The 21,436-nt window shown below is 42.9% G+C and carries 21 protein-coding genes and 1 pseudogene; 5 read left to right on the forward strand and 17 right to left on the reverse strand.

Going from position 1 to position 21,436, the window contains the following annotated elements; translation table 11 throughout:
• Positions 1 to 153 precede the first annotated feature (153 nt).
• Positions 154 to 1,458, reverse strand: a complete 1,305-nt coding sequence (locus tag E7204_RS02395) for an AraC family transcriptional regulator (protein ID WP_295181197.1) — start codon at positions 1,456 to 1,458, stop codon at positions 154 to 156.
• Positions 1,459 to 1,629: 171 nt separating this feature from the next.
• On the opposite strand from E7204_RS02395, the gene E7204_RS02400 reads away from it, so the two are divergent.
• Together E7204_RS02400 and E7204_RS02405 are read left to right on the forward strand one after the other, a co-directional pair.
• Positions 1,630 to 2,793, forward strand: coding sequence for an iron-containing alcohol dehydrogenase (locus E7204_RS02400; protein WP_295181199.1), 1,164 nt, complete (start codon positions 1,630 to 1,632; stop codon positions 2,791 to 2,793).
• A 34-nt stretch (positions 2,794 to 2,827) separates the two neighbouring features.
• A complete protein-coding gene (locus tag E7204_RS02405) occupies positions 2,828 to 3,394 on the forward strand; it encodes a sugar O-acetyltransferase (protein ID WP_295181201.1) in 567 nt (188 codons plus the stop codon).
• Positions 3,395 to 3,469: 75 nt separating this feature from the next.
• On the opposite strand, the gene E7204_RS02410 is transcribed toward E7204_RS02405, so the two are convergent.
• Genes E7204_RS02410 through E7204_RS02425 form a run of 4 tightly spaced genes read right to left on the reverse strand, consistent with a single transcriptional unit; the run spans position 3,470 to position 6,391 of the window.
• Positions 3,470 to 4,126 carry a DsbA family protein gene (locus tag E7204_RS02410; RefSeq protein ID WP_295181203.1) on the reverse strand — a complete coding sequence of 219 codons (657 nt, stop codon included), beginning with the start codon at positions 4,124 to 4,126 and terminating at the stop codon, positions 3,470 to 3,472.
• Between the two features lie 8 nt (positions 4,127 to 4,134).
• On the reverse strand, positions 4,135 to 4,509 hold the full coding sequence (locus E7204_RS02415; protein ID WP_295181205.1) for a hypothetical protein: 375 nt from the start codon (positions 4,507 to 4,509) through the stop codon (positions 4,135 to 4,137).
• Positions 4,494 to 5,363: an alpha/beta hydrolase gene (locus E7204_RS02420; RefSeq protein ID WP_295181207.1), complete on the reverse strand. Its 870-nt coding sequence runs from the start codon at positions 5,361 to 5,363 to the stop codon at positions 4,494 to 4,496. Before E7204_RS02420 ends, E7204_RS02415 begins: the two co-directional genes overlap by 16 nt.
• Entirely contained in the window at positions 5,360 to 6,391 is a 1,032-nt protein-coding gene (locus E7204_RS02425) for an NADH:flavin oxidoreductase (RefSeq protein ID WP_295181209.1), read from the reverse strand. Before E7204_RS02425 ends, E7204_RS02420 begins: the two co-directional genes overlap by 4 nt.
• Positions 6,392 to 6,531: 140 nt before the next feature.
• Between E7204_RS02425 and E7204_RS02430 the strand changes: the two genes are divergently transcribed.
• Entirely contained in the window at positions 6,532 to 6,906 is a 375-nt protein-coding gene (locus E7204_RS02430; RefSeq protein WP_295181211.1) for a helix-turn-helix domain-containing protein, read from the forward strand.
• 382 nt (positions 6,907 to 7,288) lie between these two features.
• Here the strand turns inward: E7204_RS02430 and E7204_RS02435 are convergent, their stop codons facing one another.
• From E7204_RS02435 to E7204_RS02460, 6 genes are all read right to left on the reverse strand, one after another.
• Positions 7,289 to 8,194 (reverse strand): LysR family transcriptional regulator, encoded by a 906-nt coding sequence (locus tag E7204_RS02435; protein ID WP_295181213.1) that lies wholly within the window; start codon positions 8,192 to 8,194, stop codon positions 7,289 to 7,291.
• Between the two features lie 280 nt (positions 8,195 to 8,474).
• On the reverse strand, positions 8,475 to 9,803 hold the full coding sequence (gene potE / locus E7204_RS02440; RefSeq protein WP_295181215.1) for a putrescine-ornithine antiporter: 1,329 nt from the start codon (positions 9,801 to 9,803) through the stop codon (positions 8,475 to 8,477).
• A 638-nt stretch (positions 9,804 to 10,441) separates the two neighbouring features.
• Positions 10,442 to 11,038, reverse strand: coding sequence for a hydrolase (locus tag E7204_RS02445; RefSeq protein ID WP_295181217.1), 597 nt, complete (start codon positions 11,036 to 11,038; stop codon positions 10,442 to 10,444).
• 310 nt (positions 11,039 to 11,348) lie between these two features.
• The gene (gene argH / locus E7204_RS02450) at positions 11,349 to 12,776 is read right to left on the reverse strand and encodes an argininosuccinate lyase (RefSeq protein ID WP_295181219.1); all 1,428 of its coding nucleotides are present in this window, start codon (positions 12,774 to 12,776) and stop codon (positions 11,349 to 11,351) included.
• A complete protein-coding gene (locus E7204_RS02455; protein WP_295181221.1) occupies positions 12,777 to 13,988 on the reverse strand; it encodes an argininosuccinate synthase in 1,212 nt (403 codons plus the stop codon).
• Positions 13,989 to 14,101: 113 nt separating this feature from the next.
• Positions 14,102 to 14,911 (reverse strand): hypothetical protein, encoded by an 810-nt coding sequence (locus E7204_RS02460; RefSeq protein WP_295181223.1) that lies wholly within the window; start codon positions 14,909 to 14,911, stop codon positions 14,102 to 14,104.
• A gap of 109 nt (positions 14,912 to 15,020) precedes the next feature.
• On the opposite strand from E7204_RS02460, the gene E7204_RS02465 reads away from it, so the two are divergent.
• Positions 15,021 to 15,974, forward strand: coding sequence for a biosynthetic peptidoglycan transglycosylase (locus tag E7204_RS02465; protein WP_295181225.1), 954 nt, complete (start codon positions 15,021 to 15,023; stop codon positions 15,972 to 15,974).
• Between the two features lie 163 nt (positions 15,975 to 16,137).
• On the opposite strand, the gene E7204_RS02470 is transcribed toward E7204_RS02465, so the two are convergent.
• From E7204_RS02470 to E7204_RS02485, 4 genes and pseudogenes are all read right to left on the reverse strand, one after another.
• On the reverse strand, positions 16,138 to 16,398 hold the full coding sequence (locus E7204_RS02470; RefSeq protein WP_295181227.1) for a DUF3343 domain-containing protein: 261 nt from the start codon (positions 16,396 to 16,398) through the stop codon (positions 16,138 to 16,140).
• 33 nt (positions 16,399 to 16,431) lie between these two features.
• Positions 16,432 to 17,136 (reverse strand): sulfurtransferase-like selenium metabolism protein YedF, encoded by a 705-nt coding sequence (gene yedF / locus E7204_RS02475; RefSeq protein ID WP_295181302.1) that lies wholly within the window; start codon positions 17,134 to 17,136, stop codon positions 16,432 to 16,434.
• A 34-nt stretch (positions 17,137 to 17,170) separates the two neighbouring features.
• A complete protein-coding gene (gene selD, locus E7204_RS02480; RefSeq protein WP_295181229.1) occupies positions 17,171 to 18,199 on the reverse strand; it encodes a selenide, water dikinase SelD in 1,029 nt (342 codons plus the stop codon).
• A 124-nt stretch (positions 18,200 to 18,323) separates the two neighbouring features.
• Positions 18,324 to 18,503: pseudogene (locus tag E7204_RS02485) on the reverse strand (DUF951 domain-containing protein); the annotation flags it as partial.
• Positions 18,504 to 19,113: 610 nt separating this feature from the next.
• Between E7204_RS02485 and rbr the strand changes: the two are divergent.
• On the forward strand, positions 19,114 to 19,662 hold the full coding sequence (rbr, locus tag E7204_RS02490; protein ID WP_295181231.1) for a rubrerythrin: 549 nt from the start codon (positions 19,114 to 19,116) through the stop codon (positions 19,660 to 19,662).
• A 429-nt stretch (positions 19,663 to 20,091) separates the two neighbouring features.
• Here the strand turns inward: rbr and E7204_RS02495 are convergent, their stop codons facing one another.
• Together E7204_RS02495 and modB are read right to left on the reverse strand one after the other, a co-directional pair.
• Complete coding sequence (locus E7204_RS02495; protein WP_295181233.1) at positions 20,092 to 20,715, reverse strand: ATP-binding cassette domain-containing protein; 624 nt, start codon at positions 20,713 to 20,715, stop codon at positions 20,092 to 20,094.
• 8 nt (positions 20,716 to 20,723) lie between these two features.
• Positions 20,724 to 21,392: a molybdate ABC transporter permease subunit gene (gene modB, locus E7204_RS02500; protein ID WP_295181235.1), complete on the reverse strand. Its 669-nt coding sequence runs from the start codon at positions 21,390 to 21,392 to the stop codon at positions 20,724 to 20,726.
• Positions 21,393 to 21,436: the final 44 nt, after the last annotated feature.

Raw genomic sequence — 21,436 nt, forward strand, 5'->3', positions numbered from 1 at the left:
AGTTGAATTGGCTAAGTCCGGTAAAGTATCGCTTAAAGAATACAGTAGCATAAAAAATTCCGAGAAACCTATTCAGGCTTCTCGGAAATAAAAGTCTAACTTTTTGGGGTCACTACAAAACTAACTGTAAGCGGGGCTTTTTCATGTCATAATTTATTGTTCAACATAGCTTCTAGGCGAAGTATTAAAGTGTTTTTTAAATGCCTTATAAAAATTACTGGTGTTACTGTATCCTAGCATACCGGCAATCATTTCAACCGACAAATCAGTACCGCGAAGCAGTGACGCGGCTCTATCCATGCGATGGGCCGTCACAATTTCACTAAAGGACTGCCCCGTTTCCTGGCGAATCAAATTAGAAATATAATTCGGATGATACGCCAAATCGGCGGCCATTTGTTTCAACGAAACCGAATCTACATGGGTGCTGATATATTGCATAATCTGATCGATGAGACTGCTTGAATTGCCATTATCGGCCGCCTGTTGCTGTGCCTTTTGTTCACGTGCCACGCCCAACAGCAAGGCCGCCACCAGTGATTGCAAAATAGCTTGTGTATCCTCGGCCGATTCAGCAAATTCAAGCACCATTAATTCCAACAAACGACGCACATAGTGAGGCTTTTGAAAGTGCAGATGAATGAAGTTTTCAGAAAATTCATTATTCTGCGGCTCCAAGAAAAAATTAAACACTTTTTGATCAGCCGCCAGGATAGGGAAGAATGTTTTAAAAAAGGCTTCTTTTTGAATTAAAACGCCGATGATTATAATTTCTTCCTTACTGTCACCTTGAAGGGCATAGCCCGTATAGGGCTGCCCGATATAACATTCATTTTCTTTGACTTTAATATAGTTATCCTGCGTATAGCTCAGTGCCCCATAATCCCCCTGATAGGCAAAATTTAAGAAGAAGAAATCGTGACGATGAAAAGCCTCTTCAATATGTTGCCCTTTAAAAACGCAAATCATGATAGTTTCGTCCTCTTTGCCCGGCCACTGATAGGCCCGTTGCGGATGAGTGTCGCCGAAGGCTCTTAACTTCGGCCAGTGTTCAGTAATAAAGGCATTACCCAGTTTGGTGAAGGCCGCTTCCAAGGCTTGTTGCTCCTGTGAAATAGGCGTTTCCTCTACAATGGCAGCTTTGTCATTTTCAGGTTTACTCTCTTCACTTTTGGTTTCACCCTGTTTAATGGCTACTGCCGCCGCCTCTTTTGTTACGGCTGCTGACAACACCTTGCTATTTCTTGCTTCCTCTTTCACTGATTCCGCCATAGCTGTCTCCCCTTTTATGGCTATATCCGTTGTCTTATTCTTTTTTAGCTTCTTGTTATGTAGTTTTTTATTTTTCTTTTTATTTTGCTTTTTTTTCTTAAGCTTCTTCTTTTTCTTTTCTGCCTTTTTAGAAAGCTTCTTCATCGCCTTCTTCAATTTCTCTTTATCCTTACGTTTTTTTGCCATATTAGATGCCTAATACCTTTCTAGTTCTACGTAATCTTCTTTACAGTATATCATCTATCTTAAGATTTGCCACTATATATCTTACGTTTTACCGTCGTCAGTATCCCAAAAGACGATTATACTGTGGGTACACGTTAACAAGAAGATTCCTATTACAAGGAGGGTCCTATTATGAAACAGTTTATTTTTAACATGCCTACTAAAGTATTATTCGGTTTTGGTCAGTTAAATCATTTGCACGAACAAAATTTGCCCGGTAAAAAAGCATTAATCATTACCTCAAACGGTTCATCTACTAAAAAATACGGATATTTAGACCGTGTAATTGATGAACTTAAAACAGCCGGTGTGGATTATGCCGTATTTGATCAAATTCGACCAAATCCAACGCGTCAAAACGTAACAGATGGTGCCGCTATGGCCAAACAAGAAGGTTGTGACTTCGTTATTGCCTTAGGTGGCGGTTCTGTCATGGATGCTACCAAATGTATCGCCCTCATGATGACAAATCCCGGCGAAATTTGGGACTATTCACTCAGCCAAGCCGGCGGTAAGCAAACGGCGCCCTATGATGCAGCACCGATTGTAGCCATCACCACATCGGCCGGCACAGGCAGTGAAGTAGATATTGCCGCCGTTATCTCCGATGATGAATTAAAAGAAAAAACAGGCATTTTCTTCCCATCCATGTTCCCAACCTTAAGTATCGTTGATCCTGATTTGATGATGAGTGTACCGCCTAAATTTACAGCCTTCCAAGGTATGGATGCCTTTTTTCACGCTGCCGAAAGTGTGATTAATAAAAACGAGCATGTAATGGGCGAAATGTTTGCCTTAAAAGCGATTGAATTAATCGCCAAATACTTGCCACAGGCTTATAAAGACGGCAGCAATAAAGAAGCTCGTTATCACATGGCAATTGCCAATACCTTAGCAGGCTACTATATGCTCTGCACTTCACCACATACTATGGAACATATTATGGGTAGTTATCATGAGGATCTCGTGCACGGTGCCGGCCTCATTATGATTGCTCACGAATATTACGATTTCTTCGCCGAACGTCAGGCCGCCGAAGAACCTATGATTAAGATGGCCAATGCCATGGGGGTAAAAGACGCTGCTTCAGGCAAAGATTTTATAGCCGCCTTAGACAATTTACTGGCCTCTATTAATTGTGATACACTCAAAATGAGTGACTACGGAATTACTAAAGAAGAACTAAAAACATATCCGCAGCGTATTGCCGATGTATTAGGCGGCGATATTACAGCCGATCCGTTACCTCTCTCGGCCGAAGATTATTTAACTATTTTTGAAAAATCCTATCGCTAATTTTCAATGCTAACGCACAACAAAAGGAGGACATATGACTGAACTTGAAAAATTAAACGCCGGTTTGCCTTATAATTTTATGGATCCCGAAGTAGACGCTCTTAAACTAAATGCCGTAAAAGGTTGTGAGAAGTTAAACTCCATCAGCGCCGCCGACTATGAAGCTCGCGAGACCGTAATCCGCAATTTATTTGGTAAAGTCGGCAAAAATCCGGTCATATTGCCTCGCTTTGTCTGTGATAATGGCAAAAACATTTTCGTAGGTGACAATTTTCTAATTAATTTCAACGGTGTTATTCTGGACATTGCACCGGTAACCATTGGCGATAATGTTATGATTGGCCCGAATACGCTCATTATAACAGTCAATCATCCCCTAAAAGCCAGCGAACGCCGCAATCACATGGCCATAGCTACACCGGTAACCATCGGTAATGATGTATGGATTGGTGGTAATGTAACAATTCTTCCCGGTGTAACTATCGGCGATAACGTTGTCATCGCCGCCGGAGCAGTTGTAACCAAAGACGTGCCGTCTAATACTGTAGTCGGCGGTGTACCGGCCCGTGTAATTAAAGAATTGCCGGAAGAAGACGAATAGACACCTAAAAATTTAATTTTATGCATCAAAAATGCCGCATCAAACCCGATGCGGCATTTTTATTTTATATGGCACTCATGCTTTCATACCTTCTATGATATTTACAAATTCTTCATAGCTTGCCAGCCCATTCACAAGGGCTGCTTTTTCACCGTACTCAATAAGACAGGTCGGCAAACTGCGAATGTCCAAAGCATGTCGCAAGCGAAGATCTTCTTCAAAAGCCTTGGCGGCACTGCCGTTTTCAAAATAGCGAAGAAATTCATCGCTATCTAAACCGGAAGCCTTAGCTACCGCTACTAACTCGTCGGTTCGCGTAGTCTGCCGCGTCTCTACAATCGTCGCCCGTCTCAAGCGAAGCAAAAACTCATCAGCCTTCACGGGGTCACAAAGCTGAGCCGCCTTGTAAGCAATGCACAGCGGATACGATGATCTGTGTTCCACATCAAAGAGGTGAAACCCCTCCATATTAATAGGTAGCCCGCCGATATATTCCTCGCCTTTATAAATCTGCGCCAAGCGCTTATTATATACACGAATACCTTCTTCCGGCGGCAACGCCAATTCTTGGGGCAGCATAAAATCCGCCACATCACGCACAAGCCCACTCATTACATACTTAAATACAAGCTCATCACCATAATGATTCGCCAGTTTTTCATAAACCGGTTCTTGCTCATAGGAAAGACCCATCATGGAATCTGTAAACGTTATAAGGATAATCTTTTTCATAACATTCATCAGTAGCCGTTGCGGTCAATAAACTGTCCGCCCACCGACCACGCCTTAATATCATCAAACTTAATATAAATATTTTGTGCCGGAATACCTAAAACATCCTGAAAGGCAGCTGTCATCTCAGCGCCGAAGTCACTAAACCCGACATGGGCTTCATTACCGAAAAGGCTCGCTTCTATATAGGCAATTTTCTGCTGTCCGTCACCGCGAAGGTAGAGATGGTTTTCAGCTTCGAGCCCAAACAATAAATAATTTTCACTCAGACCCGGCACACGCTCAATAGCTTTGCCCATGCGCGATTTAATAACTGTCTCCTGTTCATGACTAACAGGTGTATTAACTTTCGCCATTACAAACGGCATTACTGCTCCCTCCATTCTTGTAACTGCTCCAGAATGCGGTCGGCAACTTCCTGATGTTTCATCTGATAGGTATGACCGGTTTTTTCAATAAAAATCAAGGAATTCTTGGCAGCCGTGGGCATATGATTATTCAAATTGCGTAAAAACTCCGACGGATCGCCATCCGTAAAATTATCGTACGTTCCCACCAATAACGCCCCTGTATGGGAGATGTTGGCAGCTTGTGAAAAGTCGCCCTTCGGCGAGGTATGCACATTATTGAGCAACCCTGAAAATTGCCAATCCCATGCCGTATGAGCTATGCAATCCACCCAGCCCATAAAAGGAAACAGCAATCGTTTATCCCCATCACCGCGCTCAACTTGATCTTTAATCAGTTGTTTTTCATAGGCTGTAACACCCGACATCATATAGGTCAGGTTAGCAGGAGACAGTAAAAAGAAGCGCTCCACCCGTTCGTCATGATGACGCGACAGATAATAGATAACCTTATTGGCCCCCAAGGAATGACCGGCCAGAATAATATGCTTATAACCGGCGTTCTCCGCAAAGGTCAGATAAGCATCAATATCTTCATCCGTATAGGCAAAGCGCTCATTCCACGATCCGATAAGTTCCTCTTTGCCTGTATGCACATTCACGGTAGGAATCTCACCAAACGCATCATTTGTCTGGGCATAGATAAAATCAATGTTTCCACTATTAAGGGTATCCCCGATATTATAATAAAACGGATTGGAATAAAAATTACCGTGAATGCCCGTGATGGCAATCATCACAGTATCTGACGTCCGCTTCTCTTCCTGACGAAAAAGAACGCCGTTTAGAACCACACCGCACTTCGTCGGCACATCCAAACGAAACTTCATACATTATCACTCTTTCTAAAAATACACTGATGGAACGATGAGGCGTAGCAAGCATTACAAGATATGCACTTTGCCTCTAAGGCTTCACCGCTTTTCATTTTATTGGGTAAATCCGGTTCTCGCAAAAGGGGGCGAGACAAAGAAATCATTTCAATTTTAGTTTTATTTAAGACTTCTTCCATCGTATCGAGACTGCGTAAACCACCGACCAAAATAATCGGCGTATCCACAGATTTAGCCAATTTATCGGCAAATTTCAAGAAATAGGCTTCGTTTTTATGTGGGCGAATACCGGCCACGGACGTACCGTTACCGCTCACCTCAATGGAGTCAATACCGGCTTCGGCCAGTAAGCGGCACATAACCAAGCTTTCAGCTTCGTCTAAACCACCATAGGTAAAATCACTGCTGTTAATTTTTGCCGTAATATGCAATTGTGGGGCTTTTTCACGAATACCGTTTAAAATTTCCACCACCAAGCGGGTACGGTTAGCTACACTGCCACCGTATTCATCGGTTCTATGATTGACTGCGGGCGATACAAAACGACTTAAAAAGAAGAAATGAGCTACGTGAATTTGCACCCCGTCAAAGCCGGCTTTAGCCGCACGGACACCGGCTTCAATAAATTGGTCGCGCACCATATGAATCTCTTCTAGCGTCATATTATCCGGCTCAACCTGTTCAAAACGACCGTTCGTTTCACGGTAATAGGCACCAAGCGCTAACTGGGTAATCACCGGCACGTCTTGGGCATGAATTACATCGGTAAGTTTCTTATATTGCGGAATCAGCGCATCATCCGAAAGTCGCATCATGCCGTCAAAATAGTAATCATTGGCGGCCACGCTGGTAAACCCGGTAATAATGATACCAACACCACCTTTGGCCAACTCATCATAAATCTCATACGCTTTTTCCGTCACACTGCCGTCGCGATTAGCTAAACCTTCCCAAGTAGCGGAACGAACCAAACGATTTTTTGCTTTCAAATTTTTTAATTCAATTGTATTAAAAAGACTTTTCATTAATTTCACACTCCTTAGTATTATGAATTATATTAAATCACATTGATTTTTATCTATGTCTACATTATAATTATTTACAACAGAAAAACAAGAAGGGTGTTTTTTCTTTGTCAATATAAAAAGTATACTAAGGAGGCTCTATGACACAAAAACCATTACCTAAAGATAAAAATATTTACGACACCGATTGTCCCATCCTGTACGCCATGGAAGTCATCGGCCAAAAATGGAAACTTCCCATTCTCTGGTATATATGCGACGCCGAAAACCAAACACTTCGTTATAAGGAACTAGAACGAAAAGTTGTCGGCATTACCGCCACAATGCTCACCAAGTGCTTGCGGGAATTGGAACAAGATAAGCTGATATCAAGAAAACAGTACAATACCATTCCGCCAACCGTTGAGTATTCAATTGCGGAACGAGGCAAACTATTGCTGCCCGCCCTCCAATCCATATATGATTGGGGCGAATCCCAGATGGATGAAATAATGAAAGACAAAAACTCAAAATAATAATGTAGTGCAAACAAAAACACAAAAGACGGTTATATCGGTAAAATTTGCCGACATAACCGTCTTTTGTATGATTCCCCTTATTCATGCAAAACTACATGAATCTTATTAAATTATCATATCCCCATCTGCTGATGGCTCTCACCCCATCAAACAGATTGTATTGCCTGCGGCTCTCACCCCGCGAGGCACTCTCTTTCAGTTACGCTCTCTGCTCACTCAAAACCCCCACGTAACTCTCTCTCTTATGCAGCGTTATAATCACTGCTTACTTCCCTGACTGGATTTATTATACGTTCTTTTGTCTTCTGTGGCTAATATATACAGAAAACGGTTAGATATAGTTTAAACCTATAGCTAACCGTTATGGTTTGTGTCCTAATCAAACACTTTGCGTATTCTTTTTAAGTGCTTCAATATAATTACGACAATATTTACCGGCTGCCACCTTATTATGCAAGATATAGCCGATTTCAATTTTTTCATCCACATCAAGCGGAATGGCCAAAATATTCGGACCGTTCAGTTTTTCACTGATAATACCGGAACAAATCGTATAACCGTCGAGACCGATTAAGAGGTTAAACAATGTCGCTCTATCGCACACCACAATATCTTTGGCACTGTCACAGGTGCTCAAAATTTCTTCTGAAAAATAGAAGGAATTATGCTCCCCCTGTTCGTAGGAAAGTCGTGGAAACGGTGCCAAATCCTCCAAGGTAACCTTCTCTTTAGATGCTAAAGGGCTAAAAGAGCTTATAAATACATGAGGTCTTGCGGTAAACAATGGATGGAAGGTTAAATCATGTCGCTTAAACTCTTTGCGTAAAACCGTTTCATTGAACTCATTAAGGTACAAAATACCGATTTCACTGCGAAGGCGCGCTACGTCTTCAATAATTTCATAGGTCTGTGTTTCACGAATACGGAAATCATATTCATCACCGCCATAGGCTTTTAAAACATCTACGAAGGCTTCTACAGCAAACGAATAGTGCTGGGTGGATACGCAAAATTGATGCTTAACCGGAGCTTGACCGAAATATTTTCCTTCAATCAGATTTGTCTGCTCAATTACCTGACGGGCATAACCGAGGAACTCTTCCCCTGCCGTCGAAACGATGACACCCTTATTGGTACGGGAGAAAATGGTAATTCCCAATTCCTGCTCCAATTCCTTGATGGCCGCTGTTAAACTGGGCTGAGCGATAAATAATTCTTTCGCCGCCTTATTAATAGACCCTTGCTTGGCCACGGTTACGATGTATTTTAACTGCAATAAAGTCATATATCCTCTTACCTCTACAAACTCTCTTTATATTGAATCTCTTTTAACTTAAAAATTTTCCACTTCAAAAATAACTTTTCAAAGTAAAACGCCAAAATACCGCTTTTAGAATAACTACTTTTAGAATAACTACTTTTAAAATAGCTACTTTCAAAACTCTCTATCTTTACTATAAAGCAAAACAAAAAGGACTGCAAGCACTCGGAAGTGTTTGCAGTCCGTATAGGTCAGTTGATTACGCTACATTTCGGTTGATTAAGCCACGCTACGTCCGGGCTGATTAAGCCACACTACGTTTAGAACGAACAGCACGAGGAATAATATTGAAAGCTAATTGGTAAACAATATAGCCAACGATAATAGCAATCGTACCACCGATCATAGGTCCTTCACCGGATGCATAGATGGCGTATACGGAGTAAGCTAATGCTACTACGCTCAAACCATAGATGCTGCGACGAGTGAATTTGGAAGCGCCTTCAACTTTTAACAATTTATTAACAGAAATACAGCAGAGAATGTAAGGGAATACATTCGTAACTACTGCCAAGTTAACGAGGTTTTCAAACTGACGGCTTAAGGATTCGTTCATGGTCATGAAGGCCAAAAGGGACTGAATCGTTAAGAGAATCAATAAACCACGTACAGGTGCATCAGCTTTGTTTACACGGCTGAACACTTTAGGGAACAAGCCTGCGTCGGCAGAGCTTTTGAACACACGAGATAAAGTGAACTGCCAGCAAAGGATAGCACCGCAGCAAGAGATAACCATGGAAGCCATAACGATCTGGCCTACAGTTTCATTGAACATCTGCGCGAACACCATACCGAATGGTGCAGTGGAGTTCAATAAATCAACATTTGGTACAATCCCTGCCATAATATTAGTAGACAATACATAAATCACCGCTACTGCTAATGTGCCAAAGAACGTTGCAATTGGTACGTTTTTCTTCGGATTTTCTACAGCATCCATGTTAGCTGCTGCGGACTCAAAGCCCAAGAAACCCCAAAGAGTTAATGCGATGGATTCGCTAACTGCATCAAAGAAAGGCAGTTGGTTCGGATTCCATACAGCTGAATACATACTTGGGTCAAACCAGAACCAGCCGAATACGCTGATAAATAATACCGGGATGATAGCTCCCCAAACAGTAATATTACTTATACGACCGGTTTTGGCATTACCACCGAAGTTAAGAACGGCAGCCAACCAAAGAAGCACGATAGTTGCTAAACTCATCTGCGCCGGCGTTAAAGTTAGATTAAACAAAACAGCTGCGTAGCCTACTGCGGAAATCGCAATCGCTACGTTTGCAATTACAAGTGAAATGGCATAAGCATAGTTTGCCATAAAATGTCCGGTTTTGCCGAAAGAATACTCTGCATAGCCGCCAAGTCCACCGGTTTTAGTTGTGAACATGCCGCACTGTGCGAAAATGTGGGCCAATACTAAGGACCCTACGGCTGTAATCAGCCAAGACAAAACGGAAATGGTTCCTACTTCTGCAAGTTTAGTAGGCAACATAATAATCCCAGCACCCATCATATTTGCTGCAACGAGGGTCGTAAGCTGGAATACAGACATTTTTTTAGCGGTGGTTTTCATGTATCAATCCCCTTTCTAATGTAGCTCAACATCTACAACTTAATAATCAGTGACCGCTATCGATACCAGTCCTTGCGGTTGTGCGTGGATGTGGTATCGTATGAAACGTATTTCTCTTTATTTTATTTGACGACTTATTCTAACATCTATTGACAATTAATGAAAGTCTTTTTTTCAATAAAAAAGGTCCACGAAAGCTAGTCGCCATCAATGGCGGCCCGTGTTTTTCATGGTGCAATTCTCAAAGTGGGCATTATACCTAACTTTTTAAAAATTTTACTCAAAATTTACCCCATTGGCGGACAAAAAATATTACACGAATTGAAGAAATCTATATAAATCTCATATTTTAAACGAGGAGAATTTATTTTGACCATATTAAGTCTCAATTTTAGTCTATTTTTTCCTATGCCAATTAGGAATTTTAGGGGCCTATTCCGAAATAATTATGACTTTTTTCGAACTAGAGCAGGGCGTGTCCACTATACAAAGACATGTAAAATCACCCCGCCTAAAAATTTCAAGTTTGACCCGCTGTCAATTGACAGTGAACACCTCACAGGGCTAATGATTACACAATTTGTTAAGTGAATCAACAATCAAATTAAACTTTAGCTGCCAATTAGCACCACAAGCTGTTATTCGGTAACCTGCGCGGCATATTCTTTGGCAATAGCCTCTTCCGACGCCTGCATAGCTGCCAAGGTTTTACTTAAGAGCTCATCCAACTCCCAACCGAGGCGGTCGGCGCCGTTTTTGATAACATCGCGCGAGCAACCGGCGGCAAATTTCTTATCTTTGAACTTCTTCTTTAAGCTCTTCAGTTCCATATCCTGCGTTGATTTGGAAGGACGCATCAATGCAGCGGCCCCAATCAAGCCGGTTAATTCATCGGCTGCGTAGAGCACGTTTTCCATTAATTCTTTTGGTTCCCAATCGATGCAGATGCCATAACCGTGACAACAGATAGAGTAAATTTCATCGTCAGCTACGCCCGCTTCTTTTAAAAGCTCCTGCGCCTTAACACAATGTTCTTCCGGATACATTTCAAAATCCACATCATGCAAAAGGCCTACTTGAGCCCAATAATCTGCTTCTTCACCAAAACCAAGCTCATTGGCGTACCAGCGCATTACCGCTTCTACGGTTAAGGCATGTTGAATATGAAACGGCTCTTTATTATATGTCTTGAGCAAAGCCAACGCGGCTTCTCTTGTTAACGACGGTGTATGCATAGTAATCCCTCCCTCAATTTTTATCTCGCCAAGGCCTGTGATTATTGTTCCGAACAACGTAGCCTGTTGTTTATTTTTGGGCCAACCCACCATACCTCACCGAGAGGGTGTAAAAATATAGTGCACACCAAAAATCTAAACATCTTTTTGGTATGCACTATATAGTATAACATGATTGAACGGCTCTGTAAAAAATGCCGCATTAAAAGCACAGCGTAAGCCGGCATTAAACGTCGCTCGTAAGCCGGCATAAAAGTACCACGTAAGCCGGCGTCAAAAGCTCATTCTAAGGCGGCTACCGGCCTTCAAATTAAACATTTACAGTTTCAAGCTGTGCTGCCCATTTAGCCAATTGCTCTTCTTCTTCGGCCACTTGAGCCGCGCCGTTTTTGCGTTGACGAGCCACACATTCAGGCGCTGTGCCGCTGTAATTTTTACGACCGGCCACACAGGCTTCAATGGTAATTGCATCAAGAATATCGGCTTCGAATACAGGGGAGATTTTTTTGAAATCTTCCACGGTCAAATCCAATAAAACACAATGATTCTGAATGCAATGCTGCACCGCTTCACCGACGATAGCATGGGCTTCGCGGAACGGTACACCTTTTTTGGCCAAGTAATCGGCCATATCCGTAGCATTAGAGAAATCGTTAGCTAAGACGGAATAGGTGCGTTCACCGTTAACGGTCATCTGACGAAGCATATCCGCCATAATCGACAAGGCAAATTGCAAGGTATCGATAGCATCAAAAATACCTTCCTTATCTTCCTGCATATCCTTATTATAGGTAAGCGGCAAGCCTTTCATGGTTGTCAAAAGGCCCAATAAATGGCCGTAAATACGGCCCGTTTTACCGCGTACAAGTTCACATACATCAGGATTCTTTTTCTGCGGCATAATGCTGGAACCGGTGCAATGCGCATCATCGAGCTCAATAAAACCGAATTCCGTGCTGGACCACATAATCATCTCTTCGCTGAGACGACTCAAATGCATCATAGTCGTAGCGGCAAAATGTAAAAATTCCAGCACATAATCGCGGTCACTCACCGCATCCATACTGTTTTCGTAAATCTTGCTAAACGCCAAGAGTTCCTGTGTGTAGCTTTGGTCGATTGGATACGTTGTACCCGCCAACGCACCGGCGCCCAAAGGCATTACATCAGCATGCTTATAGATAAGCGGCAAATGATCGAAATCACGGCCGAACATGGAGAAATAGGCCATCATATGATGGGCAAAAAGTACCGGCTGCGCCCGTTGCAAATGGGTGTAGCCCGGCATAATCACGTCTTGGTGCTTTTCAGCCACTTCAAGGAGTGCTTTTTGCAAATTGACCAACAGTTCACCCATGTGAACTACCGTTTTACGCACATACATGTGCAAATCAACAGCCACTTGGTCATTACGGCTACGGCCCGTATGGAGACGACCGCCCGCTTCACCGATAGCATCGGTAAGGCGTTTTTCAATATTCATGTGAATATCTTCAAGAGCTACGGAGAAGTCAAACGTGCCCGCTTCAATTTGTTTCAAAATATCGTTCAAACCGGCTACGATGGCATCGCAATCAGCCTGAGAAATAATTCCCTGTTTCGCCAGCATTGTCGCATGTGCTTTACTGCCGACAATATCTTCCGCATACATCCGGGCATCAAAAGCGATAGAGGACGTGAAGTCCTCTACCGCTTTGTCAGTTCCCTTTGTAAAACGGCCACCCCAAAGTTTAGCCATTTATTTACCTGCCTTTTCTTTCATTAAAGCATTAATTTTAAGTGGCAAGCCGAAGAGATTAATAAATCCTTCTGCGTCTGCCTGATTATATACATCATCTTCTTCAAATGTTACGAATTCCTGATTGTATAAGGAATAAGGTGATGTCGCACCGGCGCTGATGATGTTGCCTTTGTATAATTTCAAGTTAATCGTACCGGTTACCGTTTTCTGCGTTTCATCTACGAACGCCTGTAAAGCCGCCATCAATGGTGCAAACCACATACCGTCATATACAAGCTCTGCATATTTATTAGCCACTAATTCTTTGTAATGGTAAGTAGCACGGTCGAGGCAAAGGTATTCCAATTCACGATGCGCATACATGATGATAGCGCCGCCCGGATTTTCATATACACCACGAGATTTCATGCCTACGAGACGGTTTTCAACGATATCAACGATACCCACACCGTTAGCGGCCCCCAATTCGTTCAAAGTCTGTAACAATTCAAGTGGAGTGCCTGTTTTGCCATTTACAGCTACCGGCACGCCTTCTTTAAAATCGATAGATACCATGGTTGGTGTATCAGGTGCTTCTTCCGGAGATTTACATACTAAATGCACATCGTTTTTAGGTGCATTAGCCGGATCTTCAAGATCGCCCCCTTCGTGGGATAAATGCCATACGTTCTGGTCCATGCTGTATGGATGAGATTTAGTGGCTACTACCGGAATATCGTGTTTAGCCGCGAATTCCATGCAATCTTCACGAGATTTGAGCTCCCATTCACGCCATGGAGCGATAATTTTAGTATTAGGCGCCAAGGCTTTAATGGTCAATTCAAAACGAACTTGGTCATTACCTTTACCGGTTGCACCGTGCGCAATAGCGTCGGCCCCTTCGGCTTTAGCTACTTCAACCAATTTCTTGGCAATCAAAGGGCGAGCGAAGGAAGTACCTAATAAATATTTACCTTCGTATACAGCACCGGCTTTAACAGTTGGCCAAATGTAATCGGCTACGAATTCTTCTTGAACATCAAGAATATACGCTTTGGAAGCACCGGATTTGATGGCTTTCTTTTCAACCGCATCATAATCTTCAGGTTGTCCCAAGTTACAGCATACAGCGATTACTTCACAGCCGTAGTTTTCTTTTAACCACGGAATAATTACGGATGTATCAAGACCGCCGGAATAGGCTAATACTACTTTTTTAATATCACTCATTATAAACACCTCTTTGAATAATCAGTTACTTACGTTCTTGTCTTTCATGTGTAACATTATACATAGTTGTGAATATTAATGCAAGTATTTTTGTAAAAAAATACAGAACTTTTTTATTTTTTTACATCATATTGTATTAAGCCATAGGTTTCACCGGCCACCGATGAGAAGTGATGCGTCCCTACCGTTGCTTTAAGACCGCTCACGGCGCCCAGTACAAATGAGGCGGTACGCAAAGAATATTCCTCGCCCGGTGGGTAGCCCAAAGTCTGCAAAACACGCGGTTGTTGGTCGCCCAACGCATACATAACATTAATATTGGTATCGAGGTTTTTATCACGACCGTTAACCCAATGGTTCGGCAATAAATTGGCACTGCCGATAACGGCTACCTGTCGCCCCGACGCTTCGGCCGCCAATTGAACGACTTTACCGAACGTGTATAATTCCTCATAACTTAAGCGGCCCATGGTAAGGCGCACAATCTGCTTATTCCCCAATCCCTGTTCTGCCAGAAAATGAAGTGGAATGGTAGCTGTATGATGCAAAAAATAATCATCGGTGGAAATAATCGGCAAACTGTCCAAAATACTGGTCAACGGAATCCCCATTCGTTCGCTTGATTTGCGCAAAGCCGCGTTAAATGTACTATCCGTCTCCATACCAACCGTAAAGGTAGTACCATTGGCCAAGGAAATAGCACCGCGCAAACGGGCTTGCGAGCTGTAGCCGATAGCATCATTTAAAGTCAAATGATAGCGACTCAATATTAAAATTGTTTGCGGCTTGCTGGCTTTTATGGCTGCTGCCGCTTGCTCCATAGCGCCAATCACTTCATTATAAGCACTGCGATCAGTCGCTACCGCTTCATAATATCGAAGAGGCGCCGGCCAATAGGAAACACTAACAATACGTCCCTTCATCGAAACCTCCTTATAAAACTATAATAGTATTTATTTTATTTATTATATTTTACTATGAATAAGTGTAAAAATCACTAGCTTATTTTTTTACATATGGTATGATAGAGCCATGAAACTATTATTTAAATTATTAATCACTATCATCGTATTGGGGCTTGGTTTATACTGGTTTGCCGGCTATACGCCAAACGAAACCGGCCAGCAACGCAGCCCTTATACGATGAAAGAGCAGACCTTAGAGTCCACCGAGGACCAATTGAGCCGTACCGCTCGTATCAATCGTTTGTTCCACTTCAAAGAAGCCGTTGAAACGGCTCTTGATCAGCGAGTGCCTGACAATCAACGCGTGAAAGGAAACGAAATCAGCCAGAACTTAAAGGATGCGTTGGTAGCCACGGAAGATAAGCGATACTACGAACACGGAGCCATTGATCTTTTCGGCATCGGTCGCGCCTTTTACACGAATGTAACGGCCGGTCGCACCGTTGAAGGTGGCAGTACAATCACGCAACAGCTGGTAAAAAACCTCTTTTTATCCTCCAAGCGCATCATGTCGCGTAAAGTGGAAGAAGTGATTTTGGCCTACCTCATGGAATTGTATTACACCAAAGACGAAATCTTAACGATGTATCTTAATACTATTTATTACGGCAATAATTATTACGGCATCGAGCAAGCTGCGAAGGGCTATTTTGACACCACCCCGGCTAAACTCACTTTAGGCCAATCGGCATTACTGGCCGGCATGCCGCAAGCGCCATCCTATTATAATCCGGTAACGAATTATAAAGGCGCTAAAGAGCGGCAACGCACGGTTCTTACTTTGATGACACAGCAGGGCTTAATCACTAACCGCGAAGCGGATAAGGCGTATTATTCCAATTTAAATTTACAGCAAACACCGGCAACGGATGCGGAAATTACGGAAGCGGCGCCACCGACTGAATCCGGTAGCAAGGACGACAATACTTCCGATGAAGCATCATCGTCCCACAGCTCTAAATCCAACAAAGCAAGCAGCCATCATTCCTCTGCATCTACAAAGTTTTCTATTGATGAATAATGCCGGTCTGCTTCTACGGAATACGCTTTATCGGCACCAACAAAAGATTATATAACCCCAAAATCAAGCATTATAGGCCAAAACCAACTAAAAACCGCCTGTCGGATACACTTTTTAAAGAGCTGTATCAAACAGGCGGTTATTTGTTTACCCATACAAACCATTATTCCTGAGGCATTTGCACTTTAGTACATTTTTTAGAAGCTCGGTCATATGTATACAAACCCGAGTGAGTGATGTGTGCCGCTTGTAATAGTTCCAAAATTCGTTCCAAGTCAGCCTGGGCACATAGAATACAAAGACCGCACATATTATGCAATGCCGGCGGGGTCGGAATGAGTTGCAATTTAATACCTTCACCTTGCAACATTTTTTCCGCCTTGTAGGCAAAATAATAATTTGTAAATACTATTAAGTTTTCCATAATCGGCCTTTCTCGTATCCGGGCAATGCCACATTACAAGGTTACCATCGATTCTGTGAGCATCGCTTCCGTAATGGCATAAAGATTAGTAATGGAGCCGACCGCTACTTTTTCTTTCAAGCCGTAAAAATCAAGGCAAATACCGCAAGCAGCTATGTCGACGCCCGCTTCAACCAAGTTCTTCAAGTTTTCAAGATGGGGTGATTCTTCCGTCACCATTTTTACACCGCTGTTAATAAAATAGATTTTAAACGGTTTTACATCAGATTCCGCCAGGCAGAACATGAAGGTTTTCATCAAAGTGCGGCCTAACTCTTCATTCCCTTCACCTAGGTAATCCTTAGTCATTAAAAGGACTTTGCCACCGAAGTTTTGCGCTGCAACGGATGCTGCCGGATCCTTCGGAGCCTCCGCAACGACTTCTGTGACCGAAGCCTGAGCTACTACAGCTTCAGGAACTACGGCATTGGCCTGTGTACCGGCCGGAACCATAGTTAAATAATGTGTTTTACCATCAGTCGCTACGGTCACTTCACACTGTCTGGACTTGCCAAACTTAGTCACATTATCACGACTGACCTCATTATCTACCAAAGTTGTAATAACTGCTCCCGGATGCTCCTCCATAGCTTTCTTCGTCGCAATCACCGGCATGGGGCATAAAGAACCGCGCATATCAACGACGATACTGCCCTCTACAAGCCACTCTTTTTTCACATCATTCGGTACTTCCGTCATAGAGCGTAAATCAGCTCCATAGACCGCCTTAACTTCATCGGACATAAACGTCAAAATCTCCTCTCGCTACCACCTTGCCAATCTGCTTAGCCGCGTGAACACCGGCTTGATGCAAGGATTTAACCAACTCTTCCGTCTCTGACAGGGGCACAGCCAATAACAAGCCCCCTGACGTTTGCGGATCAAAACAAATATCACTCCACACAGATTCCAATTCAACTAAACCGGACACAGCCGTAATCGCTTTACGATTTCCGTAGGTGGCCGCCGGCACCAGGCCCATCTCGGCCGCTTCGACTACATGGGGAAATAGCGGCAACGCTGCCGTCTCAATTTCCAACGACACATCGCTGCCACTTGCCATTTCGGAGCCATGCCCCATCAAGCTAAAGCCTGTAATATCCGTGCAGGCATGAACCGTAAAGTTTTTAGCCGCTTCACAGGCCATTTTATTGAGCATACTCATGCTCGCCACAGCCGCTTCAGTCCCCTCGGAAAAAAGGTCTCCCTTTAAGGCCGTACTCATAATACCCGTACCTAAGGCCTTTGTTAAAACCAGCGCATCGCCCACTTGGGCACCGCGATTACGCCAAACCTTATTTGGCTGCACCTGGCCGGTCACGGCGAGGCCAAAGATGGGCGTTTCATTTTCTATGCTGTGACCGCCCAATACAACTACGCCCGCTTCTTCAAGTGTGGCCATGGCTCCCTTTAACACATCTGTTAAAGCGCCTGCTTCCACAAGGGGCACCGGAAAGCCTACAATATTCAGCGCCGTCAAAGGACGTCCACCCATGGCATAGACATCACTCAAGCTGTTGGCCGCTGCAATGCGCCCAAACGTATACGGATCGTCTACGACGGGCGTGAAAAAATCAACCGTCTGCACTAAGCCGACTTCTTCGTTTAGCACATATACGCCCGCATCTTCGGCGCCGCCCATAGCCGTCAAAACATGGTCATTCGTAGGGAATTGAACCGATTTGAGTACAGCGTCTAATATATGGGGGCCTATTTTACAAGCGCAACCGCCCTTGGCGGCATACGGTGTTAACTTAATCAACCGTATCGCCTCCTGCCTCATTAATCGGCGAGCTTATATTCACATCCGCTGGGGCCATCGTTTTCGCCTTAGCAGCCGCTTCTTTTTTAGCTGCCTCGACCGCCTCCGCTTCAGCTGAACGAATCACAATCTTTTTAACCGCTTTTTCAAATTTAGGGCGCGATAACATCACTTGATGACCGCAACCGCGACAAACAATCGTAAAATCTGTACCAATACGCTTAACTTCCCACTCCGCGCTTCCACAAGGATGGGATTTTTTCATTTTTACCACATCGCCAACATAATATCGTACAAATGCCATTGCATGTCTCCCTTCTTCGATTTACAATCAACCAATTCAAAATATGTCTGATAACAGTACGGACGCTTACTAATTCTATCCTAATATGTTTATTATATACCATTTAGAGTTTCCTGCCGAATACATTATATGCAAAATAAAGGATTATTTAGCTAAAAAATTATCAAACGTAACAACGCTGTTATATTTGCAATTTTTTACATTTATTTACAATTTCAAAGAGCCATCCGGCTGCCTACCCAATTGAGCCGAAAATTTTTAATTCCTACTAAAATGTAGGTATTCTCATTTTAACAACTTGAATCACTGACATTCATTCTCAATTGAGTTTTTAGGGCTATAATGCTGTTTTTAAAGCGCTACTGCTCCAAAAAGTCAGTAATCACGCGTATTGATAAGACTTATCAAATAAAACTTTTTTAAATTTTTCAAACTTTTAGGCTTGATTTTCTCAATTTCATAGGCTATAATGTAATCAACAATGATTATTCATTAGTTTGAATTGTTGTGAAATAAAAGTTTATTTCTAAGCTATTTTAATTCTTTACTTTATTTCGTAAGTACATTATGAATTGTGTCAAAGTTGTCACAACAAAAAGGAGAGATTAATATGTCAGAATTAAAAGGTACTAAAACTGAACAAAACTTACAGGCCGCTTTTGCCGGTGAATCTCAAGCTAACCGTAAATATACATATTACGCTTCTGCAGCGCGTAAAGCCGGTTTGAACAAAATTGCTGACTTCTTCGAAGAAACAGCTGTAAACGAAAGTGCGCATGCTAAAGTTTGGTTCAAATTATTACATGGTGGCGACGTTAACGCTGATACTGCAGTAAACTTGAAAGACGCTGCAGCCGGTGAAAACTACGAACACACTGAAATGTACCCTGAATTTGCTAAAGTAGCAAAAGAAGAAGGCTTTGCTAAAATCGCATACCTTTTCGAACAAGTTGGTAAAATCGAAGCTCGTCATGAAGAACGTTATCTTGATCTTTTAAGCTATGTAAATGGCGGTAAAGTATTCAAACGCGAAGAACCGGTTGCTTGGATTTGCGCTAACTGCGGTTACATCCATGTTGGTACTGAAGCTCCTCAGATTTGCCCTGTATGTGCTCATCCACAGGCTTTCTTCTCCCAACACTACGAAACTCTTTTATAATTTAAAGTAAGTAACAATTTTCGTATATACTCAAGTGAGCAACTTATAACCTATATTAAACAAGTGTTATTTAACCTTCGACGAGTGTCATTTATTGCATACAACAAGTGTTGTCTCTTATAATCATCAAGTGATGAACCGAAATAGAAGATAGAACTCCTAAAAAATTATGTATGCTAACTAATGATTTAGTTGCAGTATAAGGGAAATAAGTATTTCCTCTCACGATGTATGAAAAGTTCACATGTTGTTAACGCCAAGTGGCGTAACATACTATAGAAACCAAGTGGTTTCACCCAAAAGAAAAGGGCTCCTTTCGGGGCTCTTTTCTTTTTTACGGCAAACATCCGGTACATCACGAAATAAGACCGATACAATCACACACAAAAGAGCGGCGTCATACGGCGCCGCTCTTAACATCATATATAGTTATGTATGCAATAGACCGTCCTTAAATTGCCAACGACTATCGCCGACCGCTTTTGCTTCCGCTTCATTATGGGTAACCCATAAACAAGGAATACGCCATTCCTTGATGATTTTCACAATATCATCCTGTACCTGTTCACGCAATGTCCAATCTAAGGCCGATAAGGGCTCGTCTAAGAGCAGAATACACGGTTTGGCATATAAAGCCCGCCCCAGCGCTACCCGTTGCTGTTCACCGCCGGATAGATTACCTGCCTTCGTATTCGTATATTGTTCCAGATGTAGTCGCTCCAAAATACGATTGAGCAGTTCTTTATCCCCCCGTTTACTATAAGTAATATTATGGACCACATTCATATGGGGAAACACGATGTTTCCCTGCGGCATGTACCCCACTTCTCGGCGCTGTGGTTTTAAAAATATATGCTTCTCCTTATGAAACCAATACGTCCCGTCATGACTAATGAATCCCGCTTGCGGCTTAATCAGTCCGGCCAAGCTTTTTATCAACGTGGACTTCCCGTTCCCCGAAGCCCCGGTAAGCGCGGTAATGCCTTCACTCAATATGCCTTTACCTTGCACCAGAATAGTAGGGCGCTGTACCTTAATATCAAATTCTATCATACTGCCTCCTACCGCTCATCCCGAAACTGGAATAAGGAACCTTTGGTAATAAAGTGAACCGTCCACAATAAACCGAGCGTAAGCGCACAAATATATACAACCAAAGTGAACGCCCCTTCATAATCGCCGAACTCTACCAAGGAATAAATCGCCAAAGGCATGGTCCGCGTTACGCCCGGAATATTGCCGGCAATCAGAATGGTCGCACCAAATTCGCCCAATGCCCGACTAAAGGCCAAGATACTGCCCGTTAGAATCCCTTTCCAAGCCAGCGGAATAGAAATAGTAAAAAAAATACGAAGTTCCGACGCGCCCAAGGTTCGGGCCACATCTTCAACGGCCGGATCAATGGAACTTAAAGCAGCACGTACAGTCTGATAAAACAGTGGGAAGCCGATAATGGTAGATGCGAGGACTGCCCCTGCTTTGGCAAAAACGACTTGCCAGCCATGAGCATCGAGCCACGCCCCAAAACTATTGCCCGGTGTAAATATAACAAGTAACATAAAGCCAACCACTACCGGCGGCAATACAAGCGGCAAGGTTACGATGGAATCAATCAATGCCTTACCGGGAAACGAATACCGTTTTAATATATAACAAAGCAACAAGCCAACTACCATTATATTAAACAGTGCTATGCAAGCTACTTCCAATGACAACCATAATGGAGTCATACGCCACAACCTTTCAAACGAACCCTATAATCTACAATAGGCGG

This window comes from Veillonella sp. (assembly GCF_015058545.1).
Lineage (GTDB): Bacteria > Bacillota > Negativicutes > Veillonellales > Veillonellaceae > Veillonella_A.